General features: G+C 41.6%; 18 protein-coding genes. 7 read left to right on the forward strand and 11 right to left on the reverse strand.

The annotated features are described in order from the left end of the window. Positions 1-6: 6 nt before the first annotated feature. The 6 genes from ACNS8M_RS11520 to ACNS8M_RS11545 all read right to left on the reverse strand — a co-directional run bounded on the left by ACNS8M_RS11520 (position 7) and on the right by ACNS8M_RS11545 (position 8678). A complete protein-coding gene (locus tag ACNS8M_RS11520) occupies positions 7-822 on the reverse strand; it encodes a hypothetical protein (RefSeq protein ID WP_168417911.1) in 816 nt (271 codons plus the stop codon). Positions 823-911: 89 nt separating this feature from the next. After that, complete coding sequence (locus tag ACNS8M_RS11525; protein ID WP_168417910.1) at positions 912-2504, reverse strand: peptide chain release factor 3; 1593 nt, start codon at positions 2502-2504, stop codon at positions 912-914. A gap of 199 nt (positions 2505-2703) precedes the next feature. Beyond that, on the reverse strand, positions 2704-3447 hold the full coding sequence (locus ACNS8M_RS11530; protein WP_419224818.1) for a hypothetical protein: 744 nt from the start codon (positions 3445-3447) through the stop codon (positions 2704-2706). Positions 3448-3487: 40 nt separating this feature from the next. Continuing rightward, positions 3488-3877 (reverse strand): hypothetical protein, encoded by a 390-nt coding sequence (locus ACNS8M_RS11535; protein WP_168417908.1) that lies wholly within the window; start codon positions 3875-3877, stop codon positions 3488-3490. 198 nt (positions 3878-4075) lie between these two features. Further along, positions 4076-6142 (reverse strand): putative bifunctional diguanylate cyclase/phosphodiesterase, encoded by a 2067-nt coding sequence (locus tag ACNS8M_RS11540; protein ID WP_168460005.1) that lies wholly within the window; start codon positions 6140-6142, stop codon positions 4076-4078. Between the two features lie 337 nt (positions 6143-6479). After that, positions 6480-8678, reverse strand: coding sequence for a carboxy terminal-processing peptidase (locus tag ACNS8M_RS11545; protein ID WP_168417906.1), 2199 nt, complete (start codon positions 8676-8678; stop codon positions 6480-6482). Positions 8679-8872: 194 nt separating this feature from the next. Between ACNS8M_RS11545 and nagZ the strand changes: the two genes are divergently transcribed. Both nagZ and ACNS8M_RS11555 read left to right on the forward strand, forming a co-directional pair. Next, complete coding sequence (gene nagZ / locus ACNS8M_RS11550; protein ID WP_419224819.1) at positions 8873-9952, forward strand: beta-N-acetylhexosaminidase; 1080 nt, start codon at positions 8873-8875, stop codon at positions 9950-9952. A gap of 227 nt (positions 9953-10179) precedes the next feature. Further along, the gene (locus ACNS8M_RS11555) at positions 10180-11094 is read left to right on the forward strand and encodes a class I SAM-dependent methyltransferase (protein WP_178318775.1); all 915 of its coding nucleotides are present in this window, start codon (positions 10180-10182) and stop codon (positions 11092-11094) included. Positions 11095-11153: 59 nt separating this feature from the next. On the opposite strand, the gene ACNS8M_RS11560 is transcribed toward ACNS8M_RS11555, so the two are convergent. Beyond that, positions 11154-12488 carry an alpha/beta fold hydrolase gene (locus ACNS8M_RS11560; RefSeq protein WP_419224820.1) on the reverse strand — a complete coding sequence of 445 codons (1335 nt, stop codon included), beginning with the start codon at positions 12486-12488 and terminating at the stop codon, positions 11154-11156. 304 nt (positions 12489-12792) lie between these two features. Between ACNS8M_RS11560 and ACNS8M_RS11565 the strand changes: the two genes are divergently transcribed. The 4 genes from ACNS8M_RS11565 to pta all read left to right on the forward strand — a co-directional run bounded on the left by ACNS8M_RS11565 (position 12793) and on the right by pta (position 18392). Continuing rightward, the gene (locus ACNS8M_RS11565; RefSeq protein WP_168459999.1) at positions 12793-14058 is read left to right on the forward strand and encodes a glutamate-5-semialdehyde dehydrogenase; all 1266 of its coding nucleotides are present in this window, start codon (positions 12793-12795) and stop codon (positions 14056-14058) included. Between the two features lie 172 nt (positions 14059-14230). After that, positions 14231-14641 carry a hypothetical protein gene (locus tag ACNS8M_RS11570; protein WP_180072711.1) on the forward strand — a complete coding sequence of 137 codons (411 nt, stop codon included), beginning with the start codon at positions 14231-14233 and terminating at the stop codon, positions 14639-14641. Positions 14642-14979: 338 nt separating this feature from the next. Further along, a complete protein-coding gene (locus ACNS8M_RS11575; RefSeq protein WP_419224821.1) occupies positions 14980-16194 on the forward strand; it encodes an acetate/propionate family kinase in 1215 nt (404 codons plus the stop codon). A 56-nt stretch (positions 16195-16250) separates the two neighbouring features. Beyond that, positions 16251-18392, forward strand: a complete 2142-nt coding sequence (gene pta / locus ACNS8M_RS11580) for a phosphate acetyltransferase (RefSeq protein ID WP_168459997.1) — start codon at positions 16251-16253, stop codon at positions 18390-18392. A 121-nt stretch (positions 18393-18513) separates the two neighbouring features. Here the strand turns inward: pta and ACNS8M_RS11585 are convergent, their stop codons facing one another. Beyond that, positions 18514-19125, reverse strand: coding sequence for a class I SAM-dependent DNA methyltransferase (locus ACNS8M_RS11585; protein ID WP_419224822.1), 612 nt, complete (start codon positions 19123-19125; stop codon positions 18514-18516). Between the two features lie 132 nt (positions 19126-19257). Next, on the reverse strand, positions 19258-20640 hold the full coding sequence (locus tag ACNS8M_RS11590) for a transposase (protein ID WP_317305210.1): 1383 nt from the start codon (positions 20638-20640) through the stop codon (positions 19258-19260). 313 nt (positions 20641-20953) lie between these two features. Between ACNS8M_RS11590 and ACNS8M_RS11595 the strand changes: the two genes are divergently transcribed. Further along, positions 20954-22480, forward strand: coding sequence for a fumarate hydratase (locus tag ACNS8M_RS11595; protein WP_104852553.1), 1527 nt, complete (start codon positions 20954-20956; stop codon positions 22478-22480). A gap of 101 nt (positions 22481-22581) precedes the next feature. Here the strand turns inward: ACNS8M_RS11595 and ACNS8M_RS11600 are convergent, their stop codons facing one another. Continuing rightward, positions 22582-23298 (reverse strand): DUF2846 domain-containing protein, encoded by a 717-nt coding sequence (locus tag ACNS8M_RS11600; protein WP_136144672.1) that lies wholly within the window; start codon positions 23296-23298, stop codon positions 22582-22584. A 193-nt stretch (positions 23299-23491) separates the two neighbouring features. Continuing rightward, positions 23492-24802: an ATP-dependent protease ATP-binding subunit ClpX gene (clpX, locus tag ACNS8M_RS11605; RefSeq protein WP_168417895.1), complete on the reverse strand. Its 1311-nt coding sequence runs from the start codon at positions 24800-24802 to the stop codon at positions 23492-23494. Between the last annotated feature and the right edge of the window lie 21 nt (positions 24803-24823).

Raw genomic sequence — 24823 nt, forward strand, 5'->3', positions numbered from 1 at the left:
AACCTACTAAAACATAGATGGGTAGATTTCTGCTTTTAAAACTTGTTGTGTTTGTGCTTTGCTTAGGTAAATATCAAACTGTGGTCCATCTTGCACAATTTCATGGGTACGGTAATGCAAACCTAAGCCTTGATCATCAAAAAACCAGTCTGCCTGCCCCCAATATAGTTTTTCTGACGCATTGTTTTGTATTTCACTGCTCTGCTCTTTCAACCAGTCTTGATAGGCCTGCTGCACAAAGGTATGCATCTTAGTTTGTTGCTTAGGATCAATTACATCTAAAACAGATAAAGCTTTTTGCTGTTTACGGTCTGCCACAAAGAAATAATAACGCTCTTTAATGTGCGTACCTTCTTGCTGGGTATCTACCCCAACCTGTAACAATACATACTGATTACGCTGATAGGCAATTCGAGTGTACATCGCCAATTCATAGGCTTTATTTTGTGCCAGTGCTGCCTGCCATGCATCAGATTTTTTCACATAAGCATCTACCGCTTGCTGCAAACTCATATTTTGCTTTAAGCCAATTTGATCTTGAATCACCATGGCCTGATTTTTGGCAATCCAGTCATTTAGCCATGCATCTTGGGTATTTAAAGTTTGAATTTCCAGCTCTATGCAATTTCTGTTTTCACAAAAAGGCAAAGCAATAGCTGCGGCTTGTTGTTTGATATTTAAATAAGGTAAAACTTCAGCCTGATCTTTCTGAAAAATAGAGGTTTGCTCATCTGCATTTTTATTTTGTTGAGATGAGTCACAGGCACTGAGTAAGATCGCCCCACTCAACATTACTCCCAGATAGACTGTTTTTTGCAGCATGACATCCCCAATGTATTTATCTAAAAATAATCACCAGCCATAATAAAACAGCTTCGTGATGAAGCTGTTTTATTTTTGAAAGCTTGAACTTAGTGCTCACGCGTATTTCTAAACTCAATATCAGGATAACGCTCTTGCATTAACTGTAAATTCACGCGGCTAGGTGCGAGATAAGTTAAGTGACCACCACCATCGACCGACAATTGGTCGTGGGCTTTTTTCTTAAACTCGTTAAATTTTTTCTCATCTGCACAAGACACCCAACGCACGGTATTGATGCTGACTGGCTCATACATACAATCGACTTTATATTCTTCTTTCAGACGATACGCCACCACCTCAAACTGTAAGACACCCACAGCGCCAACAATCAAGTCATTGCTGTTTTGTGGCATAAAGACCTGTGTTGCACCTTCTTCTGAAAGCTCTTTCAACCCTTTTTGTAGCTGTTTAGATTTTAAAGGGTCTTTCAAACGTACACGGCGGAACATTTCAGGTGCAAAGTGTGGAATACCTGTAAATTGTAGCTTTTCACCCGAAGTGAATGTATCACCAATTTGAATGGTACCGTGGTTATGCAAACCAATAATATCACCTGGCCATGCTTCTTCTAAATGCTGGCGGTCACCTGCTAAGAAGGTTAAGGCATCACTAATACGCACATCTTTATCTATGCGTACATGTTTCATTTTCAAGCCTTTTTCATACTTACCCGAACAAATTCGCATGAATGCAATACGGTCACGGTGTTTAGGGTCCATATTGGCCTGAATCTTAAATACAAAGCCACTAAAGCCTTCTTCATTGGCTTCAACAATACGGTCTTGTGTCGGATGTGCCTTCGGTGGTGGTGCATATTCACTAAACGCATTCAGGACGTGATCTACCCCAAAATTGCCCAATGCGGTACCAAATAACACTGGAGTTTGACGGCCCGCCAAGAATTCTTCACGGTCTAATGGCTCATTCGCCATTTGCACCAGCTCCAGTGACTCTTCAAATGCCGCCCAAGCCAACTCACCTACTTTTTCACGTAAATCTGCATGGTTATAACCATCGCGAATTTCAATTTCAGTAATGGTTGAACCAAAGCCTGATTTGTAAACATAAAATTTTTCTTCAATCAGGTTAAATACACCGGCAAAATCACGCCCCGTACCCAAAGGCCAAGTAATTGGAACACATTTAATTTTTAAGACGTTTTCAATTTCATCTAACAATTCCAATGGCTCACGAATTTCACGGTCCATTTTGTTCACAAATGAAATAATGGGGGTGTCACGCATACGACACACATCCATCAATTTGATGGTTCGGTCTTCGACCCCTTTTGCACCATCAATTACCATCAAGGCTGAATCCACAGCCGTTAAAGTACGGTAAGTATCTTCAGAGAAATCTTCGTGCCCTGGGGTGTCGAGCAGGTTAATCATTTTGTCTTTATATGGGAATTGCATCACCGAGGTGGTAATGGAAATTCCACGCTCTTTTTCCATTTCCATCCAGTCAGATGTAGCACCACGGTCAGACTTACGGCTTTTCACCATCCCTGCAACCTGAATGGCCTGTCCCCATAACAGCAGTTTTTCTGTCATGGTGGTTTTACCAGCATCGGGGTGGGAAATAATCGCGAAAGTACGTCGCTGTGCGACCTGCGCCGCTAACTCATCTTTAAAACTCATGCAAGACACCTACTGCAGAATCGCAGTGTATAAGACCAAAATGATCAATATGAAAAATTGGCGATATTGTAGCAGATTTATGCTTTTTGTCTTCACAAGTTACTGGGCAGCAAAACACTGTACTCTTATTTCTACCTTGTCTTTCTCAAATGAGAAAAGAAACAGATCATTCTTTTAGTCGGTGTCTGATTGTGAAATCTTAGATATAAGCACTTCGTGACTCAAATATCTGCGTTTTGATGTCATCACAGATAAATCGATTATCGGCAAGGAATGAAACAATCAGCGCGTCATTGACCTCAAGTAACTTGTATTGCAACTTTTCCATTAAATTTGAACATCGTGCCAACTTACAAAGCTGCTTTCTATGCCCGCTGCGATACAAAGAAAACAGCTGCGCTGTGGTCATATACGCTGTTCGATCAATGAAATCAGGGACTGTAAAGCCGTATTGTGCTGAAACTTCTGTCTCAGGATTGGCTTTTCTTCGGATATGCTCCTCTCTCATTTCCTGCATGATTTTGTGTTGAGCTTGCGCTGAAACATTAGGATGATCTAAGAGGATATTCCATAAATAGCGATTCGAGCGCTCCAAATGAACTGGAAATTGCTGAAGTAAAGCCATTTGCACTTTAGCTGTTAAGTTTTGATTACCCACCAAAACAATAGCCTGATCATGCACTAGCTGAAGTTGAATTTCCTCACAAATAGAAACGTTTTTAGCCAGAAAACGTCTGACCACATTATTTTCTGCCAAAAGCGCACGTTGTGTATCCAAACCAATAGCAGGATGTTGCGCCAACAGCATTTTTATACTCGGTTCATGTACAGCGCGACCCTGCCAAGTGTCTTCATATTCAAGTAACTGCTGTTGGTCATGTGCTGACAGCTCATTTTGTTTGAGCAGATTCAATAATGCTGTACGTATGTGCTTAGATTGCATCGCATCACCTGAATTATTAGGAACTATAAAAAAGATTGCTTCAGTTTTCCCAAAAACCTGGCTCATCGTGATGTTTATTCTGCATGGCCATGTCCAAAGGACAATAAAAGAAAAGCACACCTTTAATCTTAGGTTTTCCCTGCTCGTCTTCCAAATGCCGACTTAATCGCTGATAGACAGGGTCGTTTTCATCATAAATCACATCTAAATACAGCTGTCCGTGATATGACTCAAAACTATATTCACTCGCCATTCCCGCACAGAACTGATAAGAAATATCCTGCTCATCAAGCCAATTGATTAAATCTTGGCGTATCTGCCAATTTTTATAATCGTAATCAGGATATAATTCTCGATCAAAATCTACATACAAAACATCGCGTTGTTTTTCTCGTGCAATTTGATCAATATGCTTAATTAAAAATGGCATTGTTATTATTCCCAAAGTAATATTCATTATATAAATGGGCTGATCATATGCTTGTTCTTAGCAAGCCTTTTGCTCTGCCATGCTCAACCACACTGTGAGTATCTCACCCAAGTTGGACAGGTTGTGTCGTAGCTTTTGAAAAATAAAATGTATAAAGCGTAAGCTGTTAATTTTTAAAATTAAAAAAGTTTTCAATCTTTAAGCAGGATAAGTAAATACGCTCTCTAAACGCTCGACATCCATGGGCATACCGAGCCAATAGCCTTGTAATTGCTGACACCCCAAACGGGTTAAAATTTCAGCCTGTTGCTGATTTTCAACCCCTTCTGCTGTCACTGTTAGGCCTAATTTAATGGCCAATTGAATAATACTTTCTAAGATAACTTCTTCTTTGCTGTTTAAGGTTAAATCGTGAATGAATGCACGATCAATTTTAAGTTCATCCACAGGCAGTTTTTTCAAATACAAAAAGCTGGAATGGCCTGTACCAAAATCATCAATCGCCAATTGAATACCCATTTGACGTAAGCGTTCAAAACTACGAATACTCGACTCAATATGATGCATCGCAGTCGTTTCAGTCACTTCAATCATAAGATGCTGCGGTTGAATATTATAGCGCTTAAATAAATTTTCTAAGTTTGAAAACAGATGCTTATGCTCAAACTGCACTGCCGACAAGTTCACAGCCACTGGAAATAAAGATATTCCCGCCTTTTCCCAAGCCTGAATTTGTTTAAATGCTTCTTCAAGCGTCCAATAACCTATTTGAATAATTAGACCTGTTTTTTCAGCCCCTTTAATAAACATATTGGGCGTCAATAAACCATGCACAGGATGATACCAGCGAATTAATGCCTCAACCCCACAATTTTTGTGTTCCACTGCCGTAAATTTAGGTTGATAAAACAAGGTAAATTGTTGTTGTTCTACGGCTTTATATAAATCATTGATTAATTTACTTTGGCTTTTGGCTTCTAGTAACTCCAAATCATAACTAAATACCGAACTGGTATTTCGTCCCTGATATTTCGATGTCAGCATGGCTGCATCGGCATTCATTAAAATATCTTGCAAGTTGCTGCCATGTTCTGGGAACATCGCAATCCCAATACTGCCTGAAATATTAATTTCCTTGCCCGCGATTAAGAAACTTTGTTGGATCAGTTCCAAAACCTGTTCTGAAATTAAGGTCGCTTCTGCAATATCGGTATGCTCAATCACCAATAAAAATTCATCACCGCCAATTCTGAGCAATTGTGTTTTGTCACTCAAACGAGTTTGCACACGCTTGGACAATTGAATTAATAACTGATCACCTACATGATGCCCAAATACATCATTCACAGCTTTAAAACGGTCTAAATCAATGTATAAAAATGCAACTTTGCTACCTTTTTGACGATGCTCAGAAAAAAGTAATTGTGCATATTCAGCCAAATACAAACGATTTGGCAGTTTAGTTAGGTTATCTTTAACCGCCTGATTGGCTAGTTCACGATTTGCGATAGATAATTTACGGCTTTGCTCTTCTAAACGCTGTTCTAGCATCGCCACACCCAAGGCTGCTGCAAAAATTAGCCCTGTAATGGTCAAAACTAGCAAAAGTGCTTGATTTTGCTCCAATTGATCAGGTCTTAACTTGGGTAAGTTTTCTGTAGAGTGAAAATGCAATGCTTCCATGCCAATATAGTGCATGGCCACAATGCTCAGACTCATTAATACCGCAATTAAAATTTTATAATGTGCCTGACGTCTAATCCTGCATTTTGCTCTGAACATTAACCAGAAGGTGACAATAGCACCAATGATGGCGACCAAAATTGAAAGCAGCACAATCGTCGGGTCATAATGACTACGATAGCCTTCTACGACCACACCCATCATTCCCGTGTAATGCATACCCGCAATTCCTAAGCCCATCAACAGGCCACTCAGAATTAAGCGTGGTAAAGGTAAAGTCGATTTGGTGGTGAGCCAGACTGCAAAAGTAGAGGCAAGAAAAGCAATGAAAAAGGAAAGTGCGGTAAAACTCAGATTAAATTGATACGGCGCAGGAAAATGGCAGGCCAGCATACCCACAAAGTGCATACACCACACGGCTGCACCTAAAAGCACACCACTAATAAATAAAGCAATCGTTTTATTTTTTTGTTGCACATTCTGAAATAACAACTGCTCAATAGACACTGCAAAATAGCAGGCTAAAATTGAGATTGCTATTGAACCTATTACAAGGCTCAGATCATAGTGCACATGAACCATTATAGGCTTCCGTTTCGATCATCATTTATTGTTTTTACCTGACTCAATCCCATGCTCTCTGCTTAACAAAAAAAACATTAAAACTACTTTATTTACTTCTTGAATTACATAAAAACAAAACATTATCGCTAGAGTCTAATACAACTTGTTTCTGGTCAATAGCCAAAGTTACAATAAATATAAAACTTAGCTTTGCCTCATTAAATTTAAGCGCTGATATCAGTTTAAAACGTACTTAAAACCAGACAGCCATTGCTTTTGCAACATGCATAAAAAAACCAGCACATCATCAATCATGGGCTGGTTTTCTTTAAAACACGCTTAGATTAATACAAGTTTAATCTGCTTTTTGGGCGCCTGTTTGCAACATGGCATAGTCTTGTAAAACATGTGCCGCCTCAACAACAAATGCTTCTTCTTCAGGCAACGCTGGACGCTGTGCTGCTTTCATTTTTGCACGTGCTTCTGCCAAGGCATCAATAGAAGCCTGATAGCTTTCCCAGTTTGCAAATGGTTTGAGTCCTGTTTCCTGACGACGCTTGTTTTCAGCAGTCAAAGTTTGCTGCTCTAGTGCCATTAACTCGGCTCTGCGCTGTTCAATATCTAAGACAATACTTTTACGTTCTTCAGCTTGCTTCGCAATTTGCTTACGCTGTTCCAAATATTTAAATTGTGGATCTAGCGTGACACGTTGCTGTGACAATTGACTTAATTTGGTGATATAAGGCTGTACTGAGCCTTCACGCTTAAATGGCGCAGTTGGAATGGTATCCCATTTCAATGCATTTTTAGCTTTACGCTCACCAAACTCTTCATTGTAAATATCCACCAGTTTAATGTCTGGAATCACCCCTTTATTTTGGGTACTGCCACCTGTAATTCGGTAGAATTTACGCTGTGTTAAAGTCGCTTGCCCATAAGCTAAAGTGTCTAGTTGCACTTGTGCCGTGCCTTTACCCGTGGTGGTGCTGCCAATCACAATCCCGCGCTGGTAATCCTGAATAGCGGCAGAATAAATTTCACTAGCAGAGGCTGAAGCTAAGTTAATCATCACCGCCAATGGGCCTGCATAAGTCTGTGCACCGCCATCGTCATCTTCAAACACGCTGACATTGCCATTGCCATCACGAATTTGCACCACAGGGCCTGACTTAATCACTTGCCCGAGCATACGTGCCACTTCTTCAAGTGAGCCGCCTGGGTTATTGCGCAAATCTACAATAATGCCTGCCACATTTTTTGCAGCCAGCGTTTTCAGTGCATTGTTGGTATCTTCAGAAACTGAGCGATATTCATTACCCGCACGGCGTGCACGATAGTTCAAATAGAAAGATGGAATTTCAATCACACCGTAAGTATAAGTTTGACCATCACGCTGGATGTCAATAGTACGCGAACGAACTCCTGCATCTTCTTCCTGAATGACATCACGCACAATGGTCACATTACGTGCCTGATTCATGGCAGCACCCACCCCAAGTAAACGCACGGTCACTTTAGTGCCACGTTTACCACGAATCAAACCGACAATTTCATTACTTGGCCAACCGACCACATCCACCATTTTTTCGCCATCTTGCGCCACACCAATAATGCGGTCACCCGATTTCACCTGTCCTGTTTTACTGGCAGGGCCACCCTCAACAATGGTTTCAATTTTGGTGTAATCTTCATTGCCTCGTTCAGGACGAATCGACACCCCAATCCCTTCCAACTGTAAAGTCGTTTGACGGTTTAGCTCCATCGCATCGACTGGTGGGAAGTAGTTACTGTGCGGATCGTAAGTCAGCATCATCGCATTTAAAGTTTTGTCCAGTACATCATCACTCTTTAAACGATTCATGCGCTCTAACTGACGTGTATAACGTTTGGTTAGCGTTTGCACTGGAGTCAAATCTTCAGGACTAGCCAAATCTTGCCCATTGGTCAACTCAGGATTGTCTTTAATGGCTTTTTGTTTTGCCAGTTCTTCTTCTTTGCTGATGGTGAGGTTAATCAGCTGAGATACCAGCATTTTTTGCCAGTGCGCACGCATTTCTGCTTCTGTTTTAAAGAACGGTGCTTTTTCTCGATCTGTTTCAATACTGACATTTGGCTGTTTTAAATTTTGTGGTTTTTTCAGCTCTGCCAACATGAAATTATAAAACTGTTTTAAACGCTCACGGTACTGCGTATGAATTTGATACGGCCCAGCCAAATTACCCGCTTTTAAGGATGCACCAAAAGTTGCCGCATACTGTTTACGGTACTGTTCAACTTCCTTTGCCAAAAACAAGGTGTGGTCTGGGTCTAGACTGTCGATATAAAAATCAAAAATACGCTGAGATGTAGACGCATCCAAACGCTGATTTAAATAATGCTGACGATCGACCAAGGTCGCCAATTGACGCGAAACCAAAGCTTGTTCCTGCGTCGGCACAATACTGTTGGCCACTGCAGCGGTGTTATTGGCTGCAATCGCTTCATTAATGGCGTGAGAAAAGAAAAAACCGCCAGTTGCAATAGCAACCGCACAAGCGATGGTTTGAAGTTTCATAAAAATATTTACGTCCTTGGTTTTTGACCAATCTCTGCTTTTCAATGCGAATCGAGCAGATTCAAAATCTTATATAACTTAATTAGGTTCTGTCGTGTAGTTTTATCATAATCTGTACTGTCAAAATGTAGCAAATCATTGCAGAATTCGGGTATTGTTTTTTTATTGATAAAAATCGAATACGGACACCCACTATGATTGGCGCATTGATGCTCGACATTGCAGGTACAGAGCTTACCCAAGAAGATATTGAACTATTACGCGCTCCGCAAGTCGGTGGCGTAATTTTATTTGCCCGAAATATCCAGTCACCTGCTCAAGTTCGTGCCTTAACCGATCACATGCGCCAAGTCCGTCCAGATATTTTAATTGCAGTGGATCAGGAAGGTGGCCGAGTTCAACGCTTGAAACAAGGTTTTACCTTATTGCCTGCTATGGGTAGATTTGGTGAACTGTACCAGACTGAACCAGAACGTGCGCTGAAACTTGCCGAAGAGTGTGGCTGGTTAATGGCCACCGAGGTGCTGGCTGTAGGTATTGATTTTAGTTTTGCACCCGTCTTGGATTTAAATGACATCAGCGATGTGATTGGAGATCGTGCTTTTGCTCAACAACCTGCCGACATTATTGCTTTGGCAGATGCCTTTTTACACGGAATGCACCGTGCAGGTATGGCTACCACAGGCAAGCACTTTCCTGGACATGGTTCGGTTAAAGCGGATTCTCACGTGGCAGCCGCCATCGATTCACGTACCTTTGCAGAAATTCAGCAGCATGACCTGCAAACCTTTATCCAGTTGCAAAATCAGCTAGATGCCTTAATGCCTGCACATGTGATTTATGATCAAGTCGACCCAAACCCTGCTGGTTTTTCTGAATTTTGGTTACAACAAGTCTTGCGTCAAGATATGGGTTACGATGGCGTACTCTTTTCAGATGATTTAAGCATGCAAGCAGCCTGTGTTGCAGGCGATGCCGATGCCCGTTTGCGTGCAGCCTTAGCTGCAGGCTGTGATATGGGCTTGGTCTGCAACAACCGTGCAGCGCAACAACTGGCTTTAAATGCGATTACGGATTTTCCTTTGCCTAATCAAGCTCGATTGGAACGTATGCGTGGCAAAATTCCTGCCCTAAACACAGTTGAGTTGCGTGAAACCCTCGACTTGGGTGATGAATGGCGTACAGTGCGTGATCGCATCTTAACCTTTAAAGAACAAAGCGCAGCCTTATTGGCAGCGCAAGCCAGTCGAGACCCAACCGCTTATACAATTTAGATAAGCAGTACAAATAGTGCAGTTAAACCAAACTCAACCTGCACTTCATTTGAGAATCTGAGTATTACTTTTACGATAAAGAGACACGACAGCGTGTCTCTTTTTGATTATGATAAAATTTCTCATATTTTCAGCATGGCTTACATTCAGGATTTTGACCTGAGTTTATTTCTAAATAGCTGTGAAACCACATGACCACCATATAAAAAACTAAGGTCCAAATTCGTATGACAAGAACCGTAATTTCCCAAGAAGATCACTCGCAGAGTTCAAATACTCCCCCTGTAGCACCACCGCTATCTAAGCATCGCCATATTTCTTTTACTGCACATTATACGGGTTATATCTGGTATCAAATGGGTATATCACACCCTGTATTTGCAACCCGCAAAGGCAAATTTTTAGCCAAATTGGTGCATCCTCTAGAAAACTGGGCAGAACGTCATGTTGGCGGAAGTATGCGCAGTACACTCAAACAACGTCACCAAATGATTGATGCACATTTGAGCCAACTGATTCAGCAGCATCCACAACTACAAGTACTCGAAATTGCGTCTGGATTGTCGCCACGCAGTTGGAACTTCCGACAAAAATTTCCTGAATTGAATTACCGTGAACTTGATTTGCCAGATATGGCAAAAATTAAGACTCAAGCTTTGCAACAAATTAATCCCGATGCGCCTAAAGTGCTCACAGGTGACATTTTCAGTGAATCTTTCCAAGACATTTTTGAAAATTTTGACCACTCGCAGCCATTGGTCATTATTAGTGAAGGCTTGATTAACTACTTTAACTTAGACATGCTGCAACAGCTATTACAAGGCATGTGTAACTACACGCAAAACTTTCCAGAGCTGCATTATTTAACTGACATTTACCCTGAACCCATTAAGAACAAATTGGCCAGTTTTATTTGGAGTTCGAGTCGCTTACTGAAGTTTATGTCACGCAGTGCCTTCACTTTCCATTTTCAATCTCCACAGCAATTGTCACAGTTTTTTCAAAGTGCAGGTTTTGAGCAAGTCAAGGTACAACAGCCACAGTTATATTTTTCCAGCGCCCCGCTAGACAATTCAAATGAAGAACATCTAGGCGATCTAGTCTGGATGATTCATGCCTACAAAAAAAATAGCGTGGCTTAGCACGCTATTTTCATTCTTTCTTATTCAAGTAATTTCAGCTCTATGAAATCACAATATACCTAGCAGGCATATTCTAAATTTTGGGCAAGCGCTTTTTGACACGCTACATAGCGCAACAAACGCTCTGCTACATCAAAACTACCATGCTTAAACAATGCACGCAGTTGCGACCCTTCACTTTCAAAAATTAAACACTCTATGCTAAAGCTGCCTTCTTCATCTTGTAGCTGCAAGGCCATATCCCGTTCAAATTGTGCTGCCTGTGCAGCCAACGTTGGATTTTCAAAATCAAGTAACACACCAAAGAAGTTTAAATCGACAATGTGTGTGGCAACATTCAAATCAGAATGACGATGCTGCAAATGACTATGCGGGTTTTGTACAGCAATGCGAGCCTCACCACGACGTTCCATTGTCAGAAGCTGCGCACGTGTCATGGGAATAATACCCTCTAATTCCTGTATAGGCTCATCCCTTAAAAAAGTCGCAAATAAATTCATGGTTTCTTTACGGCGTTGTAATTGCGGCACATGATCGGCATTGGCAATCATGGCAAATTCCATATTCGGGCACTGTAAGGCAAAGTTGGCATTTTCATGTGGCAAGGTAAAACTGTCATATTGCCCACACGCCACCAGCACTTTACATTGAGGAATAGGCACATCAGTCAAGCGCAATAAACGGTTGCAGTTCACATCGTAGCGATCTTGCTCAGTGGCAGTAAAATCTGCCATTTGTCGGTAAAACAGACGCTTTGCGGTAGGCGACATACGGGTTTGTTCCATTTTGGCATGATTCACCAAGTACAAAATCACCGCCTGACCAAACTCATCCATGCGCTGTTCTTTCATTAAATGCAGCGATTCTTCAAGCAACATACGCCAACTTTTACGGGTCTTTTGCATCACCCCCATTAAAATCATGCGGTCAATCAATTCAGGGCGCTGATCTGCCAAACAGGACGCCACCACTGAACCGAGTGACATGCCCATCACCGAGACTTTGTCTAAACCGACTATATCCAACCAGTCACCCAGCATGTGCCCCAAGTCATGCAGTTCCAACGTTCCTGCAGACTCACCTGTTTCAACATTGGTCATTTGCTGATTAGCCCCCATAGAAGGCATATCAATTAAAATAATCGGGCCAGCACGAAATAGTTGCTCTACGCAGTATTTATAAGAATTAAAATTCTGGAATGCCCCGCCAACAATCACAATAGGAGTTAAATGAGCAGTTTCAGGCTGTGCAATCGCCATGTATTCCACTTTCCAGCCATTGATCCAAGTGGTGCGAGCAGGTTGTTTAAAACTGTGTTTATCGTAAATATCAAAAAAGCAGACATGAGACCCTGAGTCCTGTACGTCCGTGTCCATCTGGATCATGGAATTCATATTCCTTACCTCCATGCGCATTTTATTTTTATTGTGCAAGTGTTCGTAATAGAACGATTGCCATCTTTACCGAAGTGGCATCCTGCTTATTGTTGTGAATGACATCATTGTCTTATCGCATCATTCTATACAGGTGCTGATTTTATACGCAACAATTTCCATGACCGCTCATCTACTTTTAAAGATGAATAGATTACAAAATATTTAAAGATTGAACAATTTAGTCAATTTTCCGCCTAGATGCTTCATTGTATAGGCACAGACTGTTAATATCAGATAGAAATTTCTAAGTGATCAAACCGCTATGCAAGAGTCTATTGAACAATATATGCAAACGGTAGGACAACAAGCACGCCAAGCCTCTCGTGTCTTAGCAAGCGCTTCTACCCAATCTAAAAACAATGCGTTATCGGCTATTTATACGGCATTGGAAAATAGCGAGTCTGCTATTTTAGCTGCCAACCAAATTGATATGACCAAAGGTCGTAACAATAACTTGGATAGCGCACTGCTAGATCGTTTAGAACTCAACCCCGCACGTTTTAAAGGTATGTTACAAGGCCTGAAAGATGTGATTGGCTTAATGGACCCTATTGGTGAAATTACCGATATGGCCTATCGCCCATCTGGTATTCAACTAGGCAAAATGCGTGTGCCACTGGGTGTGGTAGGCATGATTTACGAATCACGTCCGAACGTGACCCTTGAAGCTGCATCTTTGGCTTTAAAATCAGGCAATGCCATTATTTTACGTGGTGGTTCTGAAGCATTGGAATCCAATCAAGCCATTGCAACAGCGATTCAACACGGTTTAAAAGCTTCAGGTTTGCCAGAAACTTCGGTGCAAGTGATTAACACTTCAGACCGTGCTGCAGTCGGGCAACTGATTACCATGTCTGAATATGTGGATGTAATTGTGCCACGTGGCGGTAAAAGTCTGATTGAACGCATCAGCAATGAAGCACGTATACCAGTGATTAAACATTTAGATGGTAACTGTCACGTATTTGTAGAAGCACAGGCTGACTTGCAAAAAGCGCTACCAATTGCACTGAATGCCAAAACGCACCGTTATGGCGTGTGTAATGCTATGGAAACCTTGTTGGTCGATGAGCGAGTTGCAGAACAATTTCTACCTCGCATTGCAGAACTGTATGCAGAGAAACAGGTCGAATTACGCGGTTGCCCAGCAACCCAAAAGATTTTAGGCACGACCGTCAAAACTGCCACAGAAGAAGACTGGTACACCGAATATCTAGGTCCGATTTTGGCGGTTAAAGTGGTTTCAGGCATAGATGAAGCGATTGAACATATTAATAAATATGGTTCACATCATACCGATGCGATTATTACTGAAAACTTTAGCTTGGCGCGCCAGTTCCTTGCTGCGGTCGATTCAAGCTCAGTCATGATCAATGCATCTACTCGCTTTGCCGATGGTTTTGAATATGGCCTTGGTGCTGAAATTGGTATTTCAACCGACAAAATCCATACCCGTGGCCCTGTAGGCTTAGAAGGCCTAACCTCACAAAAATGGGTGGTCTTTGGTGATGGTCAAATTCGCCAATAAAATCCATTTGTAATTTTGCAACATCTAAATGTAATGTTCAGTTTCACATGAAGCTGAACATTACCCGACGACTCGCTTTAGACACAGTTCCACTACACACTTTCAAATTACACTCGCCTAAAATTTAAAAATTGATGATTAGAAAAAATCAGTAAAAAGAGTGACCTTGCTTATGTTTTATTACTTAATTATTAGTACTTTTGCCTTGGCACTTTTAGTGTCATTTGTGGTGATGCGTCTATTCTCTGGCTCCATTAATGATATTTTGGCACGTATCATTCACGACCCTATCCATGAAGCATGGGCAAAATACACCAAGTTTGCAGGCATGGTGGTGGGCACATCATCAGGCATTCGTATTTACGATATGGAAAAATACATCACGCCGCTGACCTATGCCGAAAATGATAAAAAAATTGTAATAGAACTGACTCAGGAGCGCTGGGTACTAGAAATTTACCGCACCATTATTGAAACATTGCAAGGTTTGGCTTGGATGATGCTGGTATTTTTTATGGTGGCATTAATTGCTTATGTGATTGTCCGCTGGTCGGAAATTAAGTACGCAGCTAAATCCAAATAAACCAAATTCAAATTAAGAAATAATTTAAAACAGTTTGCCACTCGTCTAGGCAATGAAGTGTGCTATGTTAAGAGAATACAACAGGAATTAAGCAGAAAAATTGACCGTTATTTCATGAATAAATGAAAGTTTCGGACTGATAAATTTTAATTATTTATGATTTCATGGTCGATAATGCTTAAGTCTAATCTCCTAAAGTCTATCTAGGAGCAACAAAAAACCCATGATAAAACATACATACTGATCAAGATTGCAGCGCAACACATTGCCATTTGCCATCCTTGCCGCGCAGCTTGATTCACTAGGGATAACTTCAATTAGAATTCGGGTACATAAACGTGACTACATCAGTATTAGTGATTAACTGCGGATCTTCTTCTATTAAATATGCACTCGTGTCTGAGCGCCGCGAAGATCGTATTTTTGGTTTGGCAGAAAATCTAGGTTCTGCTGATGCACGCATTAAAGGTGTTACCGTCGGTGGTGAACCTCTCGAACTTTCTATTCCACATGCTGACCACGAAAAAGCATTGGAAACAATTTTAGGCCGCTTGTCGCAATATAAGCCTCAAGCCATTGGTCACCGCGTTGTACACGGCGGTACTTTAACCAAAGCAGAATTATTAACAGAAGAAATTGTTCAACGTATTCGTGCAGCAACTCCGCTTGCTCCGTTACATAACCCAGCACACTTGGTGGGTATTGAAGCAACGATGCGTTTGTTCCCAGAGCTTCCGCAAGTCGCTGTATTTGATACTGCATTCCACCAAACTATGCCTGCACACGCTTACCGTTATGCAGTACCTAAATTCTTATATACTGACCACAACGTACGTCGTTATGGCTTCCACGGTACAAGCCATGCGTATGTTTCAGAGCGTGGTTCAGAATTGGCTGGCAGCTTTAAACAAGGCGGCTGGTTAACAGCTCACTTAGGTAACGGTAGCTCAACTTGTGCGATTTGGAATGGTCAAAGTGTAGATACATCTATGGGCTTAACCCCACTTGAAGGTTTGGTAATGGGTACCCGTAGTGGTGATGTAGATCCAAGCTTACACAGCTTCCTTGCAAGCAACTTGGGTTGGGACATCTACAAAATTGACAAGATGCTAAACAGCCAAAGTGGTTTACTCGGCTTGTCAGGTTTATCGAACGACATGCGTACTTTAATTGAAGCATCTGAACAAGGTAATGAAGATGCAACGCTTGCTATTGAAGTATTCTGCTACCGTTTAGCTAAATCTTTAGCTGCGCTTAGCTGTGGTCTACCACGCTTAGACGGCTTGTTCTTCACTGGTGGTATTGGTGAAAACTCTGCTTATATCCGTGAAAAAACAGTATCTTACTTACCACACTTCGGTTTCAACTTCAGTAAAGAGCGTAACGACAACTTAAAACGTGGTACTGAAGGTCGTATCGATGCTGGTACTGGCCCACAAATTTGGGTTGTACCAACTGACGAAGAAGGTCGTATCGCTAAAGAAACTGCGCACGTTGCTGAGGAGCTAAAGTCAGCTGGAAAAAAGTCTGAATGTGATGCTGCGATTGCTTAAGCAATCGTAGTATCTGGTGTGCCTTCAATAAATTCCTAAATGATTTAGAAAAAACTATGAAAACAATACTTTTGGTTCCTACTGAAATTGGTGTTGGCTTAACATCAGCATGTCTAGGTTTAATTTACGCTTTGGAATGCCAAGGCGTAAAAGCAGGCTTTTTAAAGCCTTTCTCGCAAGAATTACAGCCAGAAGCAGACCGCACTACAGCGTTGTATCGTCATTTATTCAAGCATGAAACTGTTGAGCCGATTGCTTATAGCACGCTGACTGAACGCTTAAAGAATGATGAAAACGACGAATTGCTCGAAGATGCAGTACGTTTACATCGTGAAATTTCTAAGCACCATGATGTGATTATTGTTGAAGGCGTGTTGCCAAACGGACGCGATCCTTTTGCAACTGAACTGAATGCTACTTTGGCCAAAGCACTTGATGCAAAAGTCATTATTGTTAGCAATGCCGACATTAACAACGCTGCAAAAACAGCTGCCAAAGTAGACAACCAATTACGTTTCTTTGGTGGCGCAAGCTGCGAACGTACTGCGGGCGTATTATTCATGCGTACCAAAGGTTTGCCAGAAGATTCTGCACAAATTCCAGTTACACTTGATCCAAACTTACGTTTGATTAGCGACACCAACCAATTCGTTAGTGCGATTCAAACTACGCACCCAATGATTGGTAAAGACTGTATGCCTGTAATTGGTTTAGTACCATTCAGCAATACTTTAAGTGTGCCACGTATGTCTGACTTGGCTGCGCACATTTCTGCTGAATGGATTAGCCAAGGTGAAGCTGCGCAGCGCCGTGTTCTACACAGCAGCCTGATTGCATCAAACATCGAACATGAAATGCACAAGTTTGTTGCAGGCGAACTAATCATCAGTGGTTCTGACCGTGTAGATGTATTGCTTGCAAGTAGCTTAGCTAGCAGCAATGGTATTCCACTTGCAGGTTTAGTTTTAACTGAGCATCAAGCACCAAGTGCGCAAGCTTTAGAATTCTGTCAAACGGCGATCAAAAATGGCTTGCCTATTTTACACACCAAATTGAGCACCTTTGACACTGCACAACAATTGTTAAATCTCAGCAATGAAATTCCTGTAGATGACACTGAGCGTGCTGAACAAGTTACTCGTTTTGTTGCGAGCCACATCAACGCTGACTGGTTAACGCAATTAATTAGCGATTCACACAAACCACGTTTATCGCCTTCTGCATTCCGTCACGAATTGGTGCAAAAATCAATTGCAGCGAAAAAACGTATTGTATTGCCTGAAGGTGATGAACCACGTACCGTTCAAGCTGCAGCAATTTGTCAATCACGTGGTATTGCCCACTGTATTCTATTGGCAAAACCTGAAGCTGTTGTAGATGTTGCCAAAGCACGTGGTATTGAACTTCCACATGATTTAGAAATCATTGATCCTGACTTGATCCGTGAAAACTATATCGAAAAAATGGTGGAAATGCGTAAAGGCAAACTCACTGAAGACCAAGCACGTGATCAGCTACAAGATACTGTAGTACTTGGTACCATGATGTTGGCACTTGATCAGGTCGATGGTTTGGTTTCAGGTGCAGTACACACCACTGCCAACACTGTTCGCCCTGCATTCCAGCTGATTAAAACTGCTCCAGATTACTCATTGGTATCTTCAGTATTCTTCATGTTGTTACCAGATGAAGTCTACGTGTACGGTGACTGTGCAATTAACCCAGACCCAGATGCGGAACAATTGGCTGAAATTGCAATCCAGTCTGCAGACTCTGCAAAAGCGTTTGGTATTGACCCACGCATTGCGATGATTTCTTATTCAACCGGTACTTCAGGTGCAGGTGCTGATGTAGAAAAAGTAGCGAAAGCGACTGAAATTGCAAAACAGCGTCGTCCTGATTTACTGATTGATGGCCCATTACAGTACGATGCAGCATCTGTTGAAAGTGTTGGTCGCTCTAAAGCACCTAACTCTGAAGTTGCAGGTCGTGCCAATGTGTTCATTTTCCCTGACCTGAACACTGGTAACACGACTTATAAAGCCGTACAACGTTCTGCGAATGTGGTAAGTGTTGGTCCAATGCTACAAGGTTTGAACAAACCAGTAAACGACTTGTCTCGTGGTGCATTGGTAGATGACATTGTGTTTACCATTGCATTGACTGCAATTCAAGCAGAGCAACAAGCTGCACAGTAATTCGTAAATTGAAGTTTTACAAACCACCTAATTGAAAAATTGGGTGGTTTTTTTATGGTTTTTCACTTTCCACGCTCAATTCTCAATCATTGTTCCACATGATTATTTAGCATGACTAATATCAAAACTTCTGCGCCAACCACACCGTATGCCCTGCACAATCCTGATCTTCAGCCTGCATGTCCAATACCTTAAACCCATGTTGTGCTAACAATTGACGGTATTCTTCTTGCGATAAACTGGCATGATAGAGAGCCTCACCAAACATTTCCCCGATTGCCTCGCCTGCTGCTGGCCCACTTGTAAACATCAATACGGCATTGGGTTTAGACCACTTTGCAAATTGTGTAAACATGCCACGCTGGTCTTGTGGCGTTAAATGAAAAAAACTATCCCACGCCAAAATAGCATCAAAGCGCTGATTCAATTCTACAGAACGCATATCGGCTTCAATCCAACATTGTGATGGAAAATGTTCTCGTGCCATTTCCAGCATGGTGTCTGAACTATCCACACCTGTAAGCTGATGCCCATGTTGTAATAGATACGTTGCAATTGGACGGCCTGAACCACAACCTAAATCTAAAATTTTGGCCTGCGCAGGTAAATAACGCAGCAAACGATCCAGCCAGTTTTTCTCATATAGCACCTGACCACGTAAAGCCGTCCACGCTCGGGCATGCCTTTTATACATTGGGATAATCTGAGCCGCCAAAGCAGAGGAATCTGTCATCACATAACTTCAATATTGAGCAAATAGAGTTCTGAACATAGCGGAAAATTTAGCCTTAAAGAAGCAAAATCAGTGCATATCGCAATGTTTATTTTTGCTTGATCTTTCATCAATCTGTTCCTTAAAATGTATTCAAACATACTCAAGGACTAATTCGCACTCTGTTAATGTCTTGTTGCCAAGCGTGTAACTAGAGCCTGAGTCGGTCAGTTCCGACTTGTAGCGGTCAGTCCGTTCTTGCAATATACGCTTTACAGTTTTATAAGGCGTATAACGACTTATCTCATTGTCGTTTAATCTTGCAAGCACGTTTCTCGCAGCATTCCAATCAGCTTGCACAACTTCCCCATTGAAACGGTGAAAACGATCTCCCTTACGTGTACCTATTAAAAGGCCATGCAAGAAAGAATCACTTTGCGAAGTATATGCAGAATTGACTAGATGCACCGTAGAACCTCTACGGTGAGATATAGAAGTTAGGGCATTAGCTAACAAACCTTTAGCCCATGTATTTAAGCGTCTATTGGTGTTTTTGCCATAGTTGCGTTTACTTTGAATTGGGGATGTTAAATCTTCCGCAACAATCACTTTGGCTTTATCAACCAACTTGTGAGTTGCTGTAAATATTAATGTTTTGAGCTTTGCTTTTTGAGTATCTTGTCGCTTATCTAGTTTTTTTCGACCTAGATTATTTAACTCAATTTTCTGTTTCTTGTGTGGTTTAGCTTTAGCAATCGCTCTGAGCTTGTTTCTGTGCTTGTACTTTTGATTTAAATAATCTGATTCACTTGAGATCAGCTTGCCTAGACCACTCCCATATACATCGCCATCAGAGTCCACAAAAGCTTCTGAGTACCCTTTATCAACACCTACTGTTTCCTGACCACAATCTTGTGTTTCAACTGCATCATAGGTTGAATGAACTTCAATATTGCCATTTTTTAGAATAATTCTTAATGTGCCTTGCGGTGCAAAATCAACAGTCGTATTTAATGGGATTTTAATGGTTTGTCGAGGGACTAGACTCGGCACTTTAAGCCAACATTGACCATTTAACTCAAAGGTTTTACACATATCCGCACGAACAATAATTTGATTATGTGTGTGATTAACACCATGCTTAAAGTGATTACGCATTTGACGATGGAGGAAATTATCAGTCATCCATTCATCTTTTTTAAGCAAGGTGTATAGTCTTTTTTGTTCATTATTACAGGAGGTGCGTTTTCGGATCGCCTGCTTTACTTTGTCTTTTGATGCTTCTCGATAGGCTTTAATATCACCTATGCAATCACGTAGCGTTTCTTTCCACGCATTTGCAGAAACACCAAAGTCACGACTTTCTTTCATCCACGCATCACGAATAGCTCTGTCACTGATATTCAAACCTGAAATAGCACCATATTTAGCCCACACCTCGCTACGAATACGACCAAGTAAAACAGCTTGTTTCTCAAGCTGTTTGTACTTTTGCACATTCAAGTTTTTACAGTGATGAATGCGTGTTAATTTCACAAAGTCATGCCTAGGTTAAGGGATTGGATAATCAATAGATATGGATGCTAATATACCAAGACACTCACCTAAAATACAAAAGATAATCATTTAAATCTCTAATAAATACCCACCTTGCCACTACTGAATCGACATGGACAAAATGAGCACTTATGCAAATATTTGTCTATATTTTTAGTTATAGTTAATTACTCCCACAGCCCATGTGCGATATTAAACTTTCGCCCAAAGCTTGATCAAAGTGCCCACAACGACCACATTTTGTCTTATAATTTAGTCCGCTAGCTATCCGCCCGCTCAAGAGATTTTTGATATGACAACTATTATCAAGCAAGAAGACTTGATCACTTCGATCAAAGACGCGCTTCAGTTTATTTCCTACTATCATCCACAAGACTTCATCCAAGCGATGAGCCGTGCTTATGATCGTGAAGAAAACAAAGCTGCGAAAGATGCGATTGCACAGATCTTAATTAACTCACGTATGTGTGCAGAAGGTCATCGTCCAATCTGTCAAGATACTGGTATCGTAAACGTATTCCTTGAAGTGGGCTTAGACGTTAAATTTGATTTAACCATGAGCTTAGATGATGCAATTAACGAAGGTGTACGTCAGGGTTACCTAGAAAACTCAAACGTGCTTCGTGCATCTGTATTGGCTGATCCTGCATTTGGTCGTAAAAATACCAAAGACAATACCCCTGCAGTAATTCACTACAAACTCGTTCCAGGTAACAAAGTTGATATTACGGTTGCTGCTAAAGGTGGTGGTTCAGAAAACAAATCTAAATTGGCCATGCTGAACCCATCTGACTCAATTGTAGACTGGGTACTTAAAACTGTTCCAACCATGGGTGCAGGCTGGTGTCCACCGGGTATGCTTGGTATTGGTATTGGTGGTACTGCTGAAAAAGCCATGATGCTTGCAAAAGAAGCACTCATGGAAGAAATCAACATGGACGAATTATTGCGTCGTGGACCACAAAACAAAATGGAAGAACTCCGTATCGAGATCTTCGAGAAAGTAAACGCATTGGGTATTGGCGCACAAGGTTTAGGCGGCTTAACTACCGTTCTTGATATTAAAATCAAAGACTATCCTTGCCACGCTGCGGGCAAACCAGTGGGTATGATTCCAAACTGTGCGGCAACACGTCACGCACACTTCCAGTTAGATGGTTCAGGTGTTGCACACATTCAAGCACCTAAACTGGATGACTACCCAGAAGTGACTTGGGACTCTTCTAAATCTAAACGTGTAGATTTGGACAACATCACTCAAGAAGAAATGAACACTTGGCAGCCGGGCGATACTTTATTATTAAACGGTACGATTTACACAGGTCGTGATGCTGCGCACAAACGCATGGTAGACATGATCAACAATGGTGAAGAATTGCCAGTCGACTTAAAAGGCAAGTTCATTTACTACGTTGGCCCAGTTGACCCTGTGGGTGACGAAGTGGTTGGCCCTGCAGGTCCAACAACAGCAACACGTATGGACAAGTTCACACGCCAAGTATTAGAACACACTGGTTTGTTCGGTATGATTGGTAAGGCGGATCGTGGTCCTGCAGCAATTGAAGCTATCAAAGACCATAAAGCAACTTACCTTATGGCTGTAGGTGGTGCGGCTTATCTTGTATCTAAAGCTGTACGTGAAGCAGAAGTGGTTGCTTTCGAAGACTTAGGTATGGAAGCAATCTACAAGTTCAAAGTTGAAGATATGCCTGTTTCAGTTGCGGTGGATGTAAACGGTACATCAATCCACGCCATTGCACCAAAAATCTGGCAAGCTAAAATTGGTAAAATTCCTGTTGTAGACGCTGCAGCAGAATAATTTTCCAATACAGTGATATAGAAAAAGCACCCAACTTTGGGTGCTTTTTTATGCATGCTAGAAATGAATAAAAGCAATGCGCGAGATAAAGATGAAAAACCTTACCAGGTTCTAGGATCCCACAACTTAAATGGCTGGGTTAAATGCACATCTTCTGCAGGGTCATATTTCTCATGCTTAATTTTTTGTGGCTTTTTGCGTAACTTGCCTGTGTGCTGATCTTCCGCAACAAAGTTATAGCTTTCTGTTTTGAGTTGGGTAAATGCGATTTCCTGTTGTGCGGTACTTGTAGGCATTAAAATTAAAGGCCCTGAAACTTCCTTACGGGTACTCAAATTTTCTTCGTCATACTTAATAAAATATGACTGCCCTGCCTGCACCTGAAAATCTAAATACTTCGGTTTTTGAAAATGTAATGCCCCCAAAGGCCGACTTACACTTAAACGATACTCACCTGGTGCAAGTTCAATCCAGTAATAATGATTGTGCAATAAACTTGGAATCCGATGCTTATTGATAAACATACTGGCTGCGACAATTTCCTGCCTATTCCACTTAGAGTCAGGGCGATACAAATACACAATGGCCGCATCTTGATGCTGTGCCTGAATGGGCTGAAAACGCTGCCCGAGCTTTTGATTAACCCAACCACCAATAGTCATCATGCCTAAGCGGTGCTGCTCTACAAAACCAGGCTTTTGTTCTAAATCTAAAACTTTTAAGGTACTCGGTGGTTGCGTTTGTTGCACCACGTTTTTTTTGCCATGACATCCCACTAACATTAAACTGGTCACGACCAAGATTGCGACACCACGCATGTCTATCCCTCACTGCGTTTCTTATTTTTGTAAATTAAGTTTTTGCAAATCAAGCTGCAAATTCATTTTGCAATTGTTGTTTTGAATAATAGGCGTCCGCGCCTTGAACTAAGATTAACACCGCCTTGTTTTTTTTGACAATAAAAAACGTGCCGAAACTTAGCGTTTCGGCACGTTTCAGACGAACAGCGAATTAAGCTGTTTTGCTGTCTAATACTTTTAAGTCGACTTTTTCTTCAACCGGCTCTTCAGCTTTGGCTTGACGCTCGACCTGAAATTCAGGCTTCGCACCCTCATCAATCACTGCTTCAGTCACCACCACTGTACCTACATCGGTACGGCTTGGTAGGTCATACATGGTTTCAAGCAAAGCATTTTCTAAAATAGAACGCAAACCACGTGCACCCGTATTACGCTCAAGGGCTTTTTTCGCCACTGCACGTAAAGCCGCCTCTTCAAAGACTAAATCGACATTTTCCATCTCGAATAAGTATTGATACTGACGGGTTAAGGCATTTTTTGGTTCAGTCAGAATTTGCAATAATGCATCTTCATCCAGTTCATCTAGTGTTGCAATCACTGGCAAACGACCAATAAATTCTGGAATTAAACCAAACTTCACCAAGTCAGTTGCTTCTACCTGACGGAATAAGTCAGACAATTTCTTGCCCTCATCTTTTTTCTTCACGTCTGCAGTAAAACCAATCCCGCCTTTTTCCTGACGTTGCTGTACAATTTTCTCTAAACCAGAGAATGCACCACCACAAATAAACAGGATATTTGAGGTATCAATTTGAATGAATTCTTGCTGCGGATGCTTACGACCACCTTGAGGTGGAATAGATGCAACCGTGCCTTCAATCATTTTAAGCAAGGCTTGCTGAACACCCTCACCTGATACATCACGGGTGATAGATGGATTTTCAGACTTACGTGTGATCTTGTCGATCTCATCGATATAGATAATGCCTTTTTGTGCTTTTTCTACATCGTAATCGGCTTTTTGCAACAGCTTTTGCACAATGTTTTCGACATCTTCACCCACATAACCCGCTTCGGTTAATGTGGTCGCGTCTGCCATTGCAAAAGGAACATCCAATAGGCGCGCCAAAGTCTGTGCAAGTAAGGTTTTACCCGAACCTGTTGGCCCAACCAGCATGATGTTACTTTTTGAAATTTCGACAGTATCGTCTGTCTTATGCCCTTGCTGGGTCACTTTCAGACGTTTGTAATGGTTATACACTGCAACCGATAAGGTTTTTTTCGCAGTGTCCTGACCAATCACATACTGGTCTAGCGCAGCACGAATTTCATGTGGTTTTGGCAATGGACGTGTTGCCCAATCACCCGACTCAACTTGTTGACTGGTCTGAACCAAGTCTAAGCATACGTCCACACATTCATTACAGATGTATGCGTCCTCGCCTGCAATCAGCTTCCCGACTTCAGACTGCGTTTTACCGCAAAATGAACAATGTTTTTGTCCCTGAGGATGTTCGGACATAGTCACTCCAATATCTCAATC

This window comes from Acinetobacter sp. A2 (assembly GCF_048537555.1).
Classification (GTDB): domain Bacteria; phylum Pseudomonadota; class Gammaproteobacteria; order Pseudomonadales; family Moraxellaceae; genus Acinetobacter.

What these genes read in the sequence shown, in the direction of transcription:
- ACNS8M_RS11520 (WP_168417911.1), bottom strand. Translation starts at nt 822, where the DNA reads ATGCTGCAAAAAACAGTCTATCTGGGAGTAATGTTGAGTGGGGCGATC.
- ACNS8M_RS11525 (WP_168417910.1), bottom strand. Translation starts at nt 2,504, where the DNA reads ATGAGTTTTAAAGATGAGTTAGCGGCGCAGGTCGCACAGCGACGTACT.
- ACNS8M_RS11530 (WP_419224818.1), bottom strand. Translation starts at nt 3,447, where the DNA reads ATGCAATCTAAGCACATACGTACAGCATTATTGAATCTGCTCAAACAA.
- ACNS8M_RS11535 (WP_168417908.1), bottom strand. Translation starts at nt 3,877, where the DNA reads ATGCCATTTTTAATTAAGCATATTGATCAAATTGCACGAGAAAAACAA.
- ACNS8M_RS11540 (WP_168460005.1), bottom strand. Translation starts at nt 6,142, where the DNA reads ATGGTTCATGTGCACTATGATCTGAGCCTTGTAATAGGTTCAATAGCA.
- ACNS8M_RS11545 (WP_168417906.1), bottom strand. Translation starts at nt 8,678, where the DNA reads ATGAAACTTCAAACCATCGCTTGTGCGGTTGCTATTGCAACTGGCGGT.
- nagZ (WP_419224819.1), top strand. Translation starts at nt 8,873, where the DNA reads ATGATTGGCGCATTGATGCTCGACATTGCAGGTACAGAGCTTACCCAA.
- ACNS8M_RS11555 (WP_178318775.1), top strand. Translation starts at nt 10,180, where the DNA reads ATGACAAGAACCGTAATTTCCCAAGAAGATCACTCGCAGAGTTCAAAT.
- ACNS8M_RS11560 (WP_419224820.1), bottom strand. Translation starts at nt 12,488, where the DNA reads ATGAATTCCATGATCCAGATGGACACGGACGTACAGGACTCAGGGTCT.
- ACNS8M_RS11565 (WP_168459999.1), top strand. Translation starts at nt 12,793, where the DNA reads ATGCAAGAGTCTATTGAACAATATATGCAAACGGTAGGACAACAAGCA.
- ACNS8M_RS11570 (WP_180072711.1), top strand. Translation starts at nt 14,231, where the DNA reads ATGTTTTATTACTTAATTATTAGTACTTTTGCCTTGGCACTTTTAGTG.
- pta (WP_168459997.1), top strand. Translation starts at nt 16,251, where the DNA reads ATGAAAACAATACTTTTGGTTCCTACTGAAATTGGTGTTGGCTTAACA.
- ACNS8M_RS11585 (WP_419224822.1), bottom strand. Translation starts at nt 19,125, where the DNA reads ATGACAGATTCCTCTGCTTTGGCGGCTCAGATTATCCCAATGTATAAA.
- ACNS8M_RS11595 (WP_104852553.1), top strand. Translation starts at nt 20,954, where the DNA reads ATGACAACTATTATCAAGCAAGAAGACTTGATCACTTCGATCAAAGAC.
- ACNS8M_RS11600 (WP_136144672.1), bottom strand. Translation starts at nt 23,298, where the DNA reads ATGCGTGGTGTCGCAATCTTGGTCGTGACCAGTTTAATGTTAGTGGGA.
- clpX (WP_168417895.1), bottom strand. Translation starts at nt 24,802, where the DNA reads ATGTCCGAACATCCTCAGGGACAAAAACATTGTTCATTTTGCGGTAAA.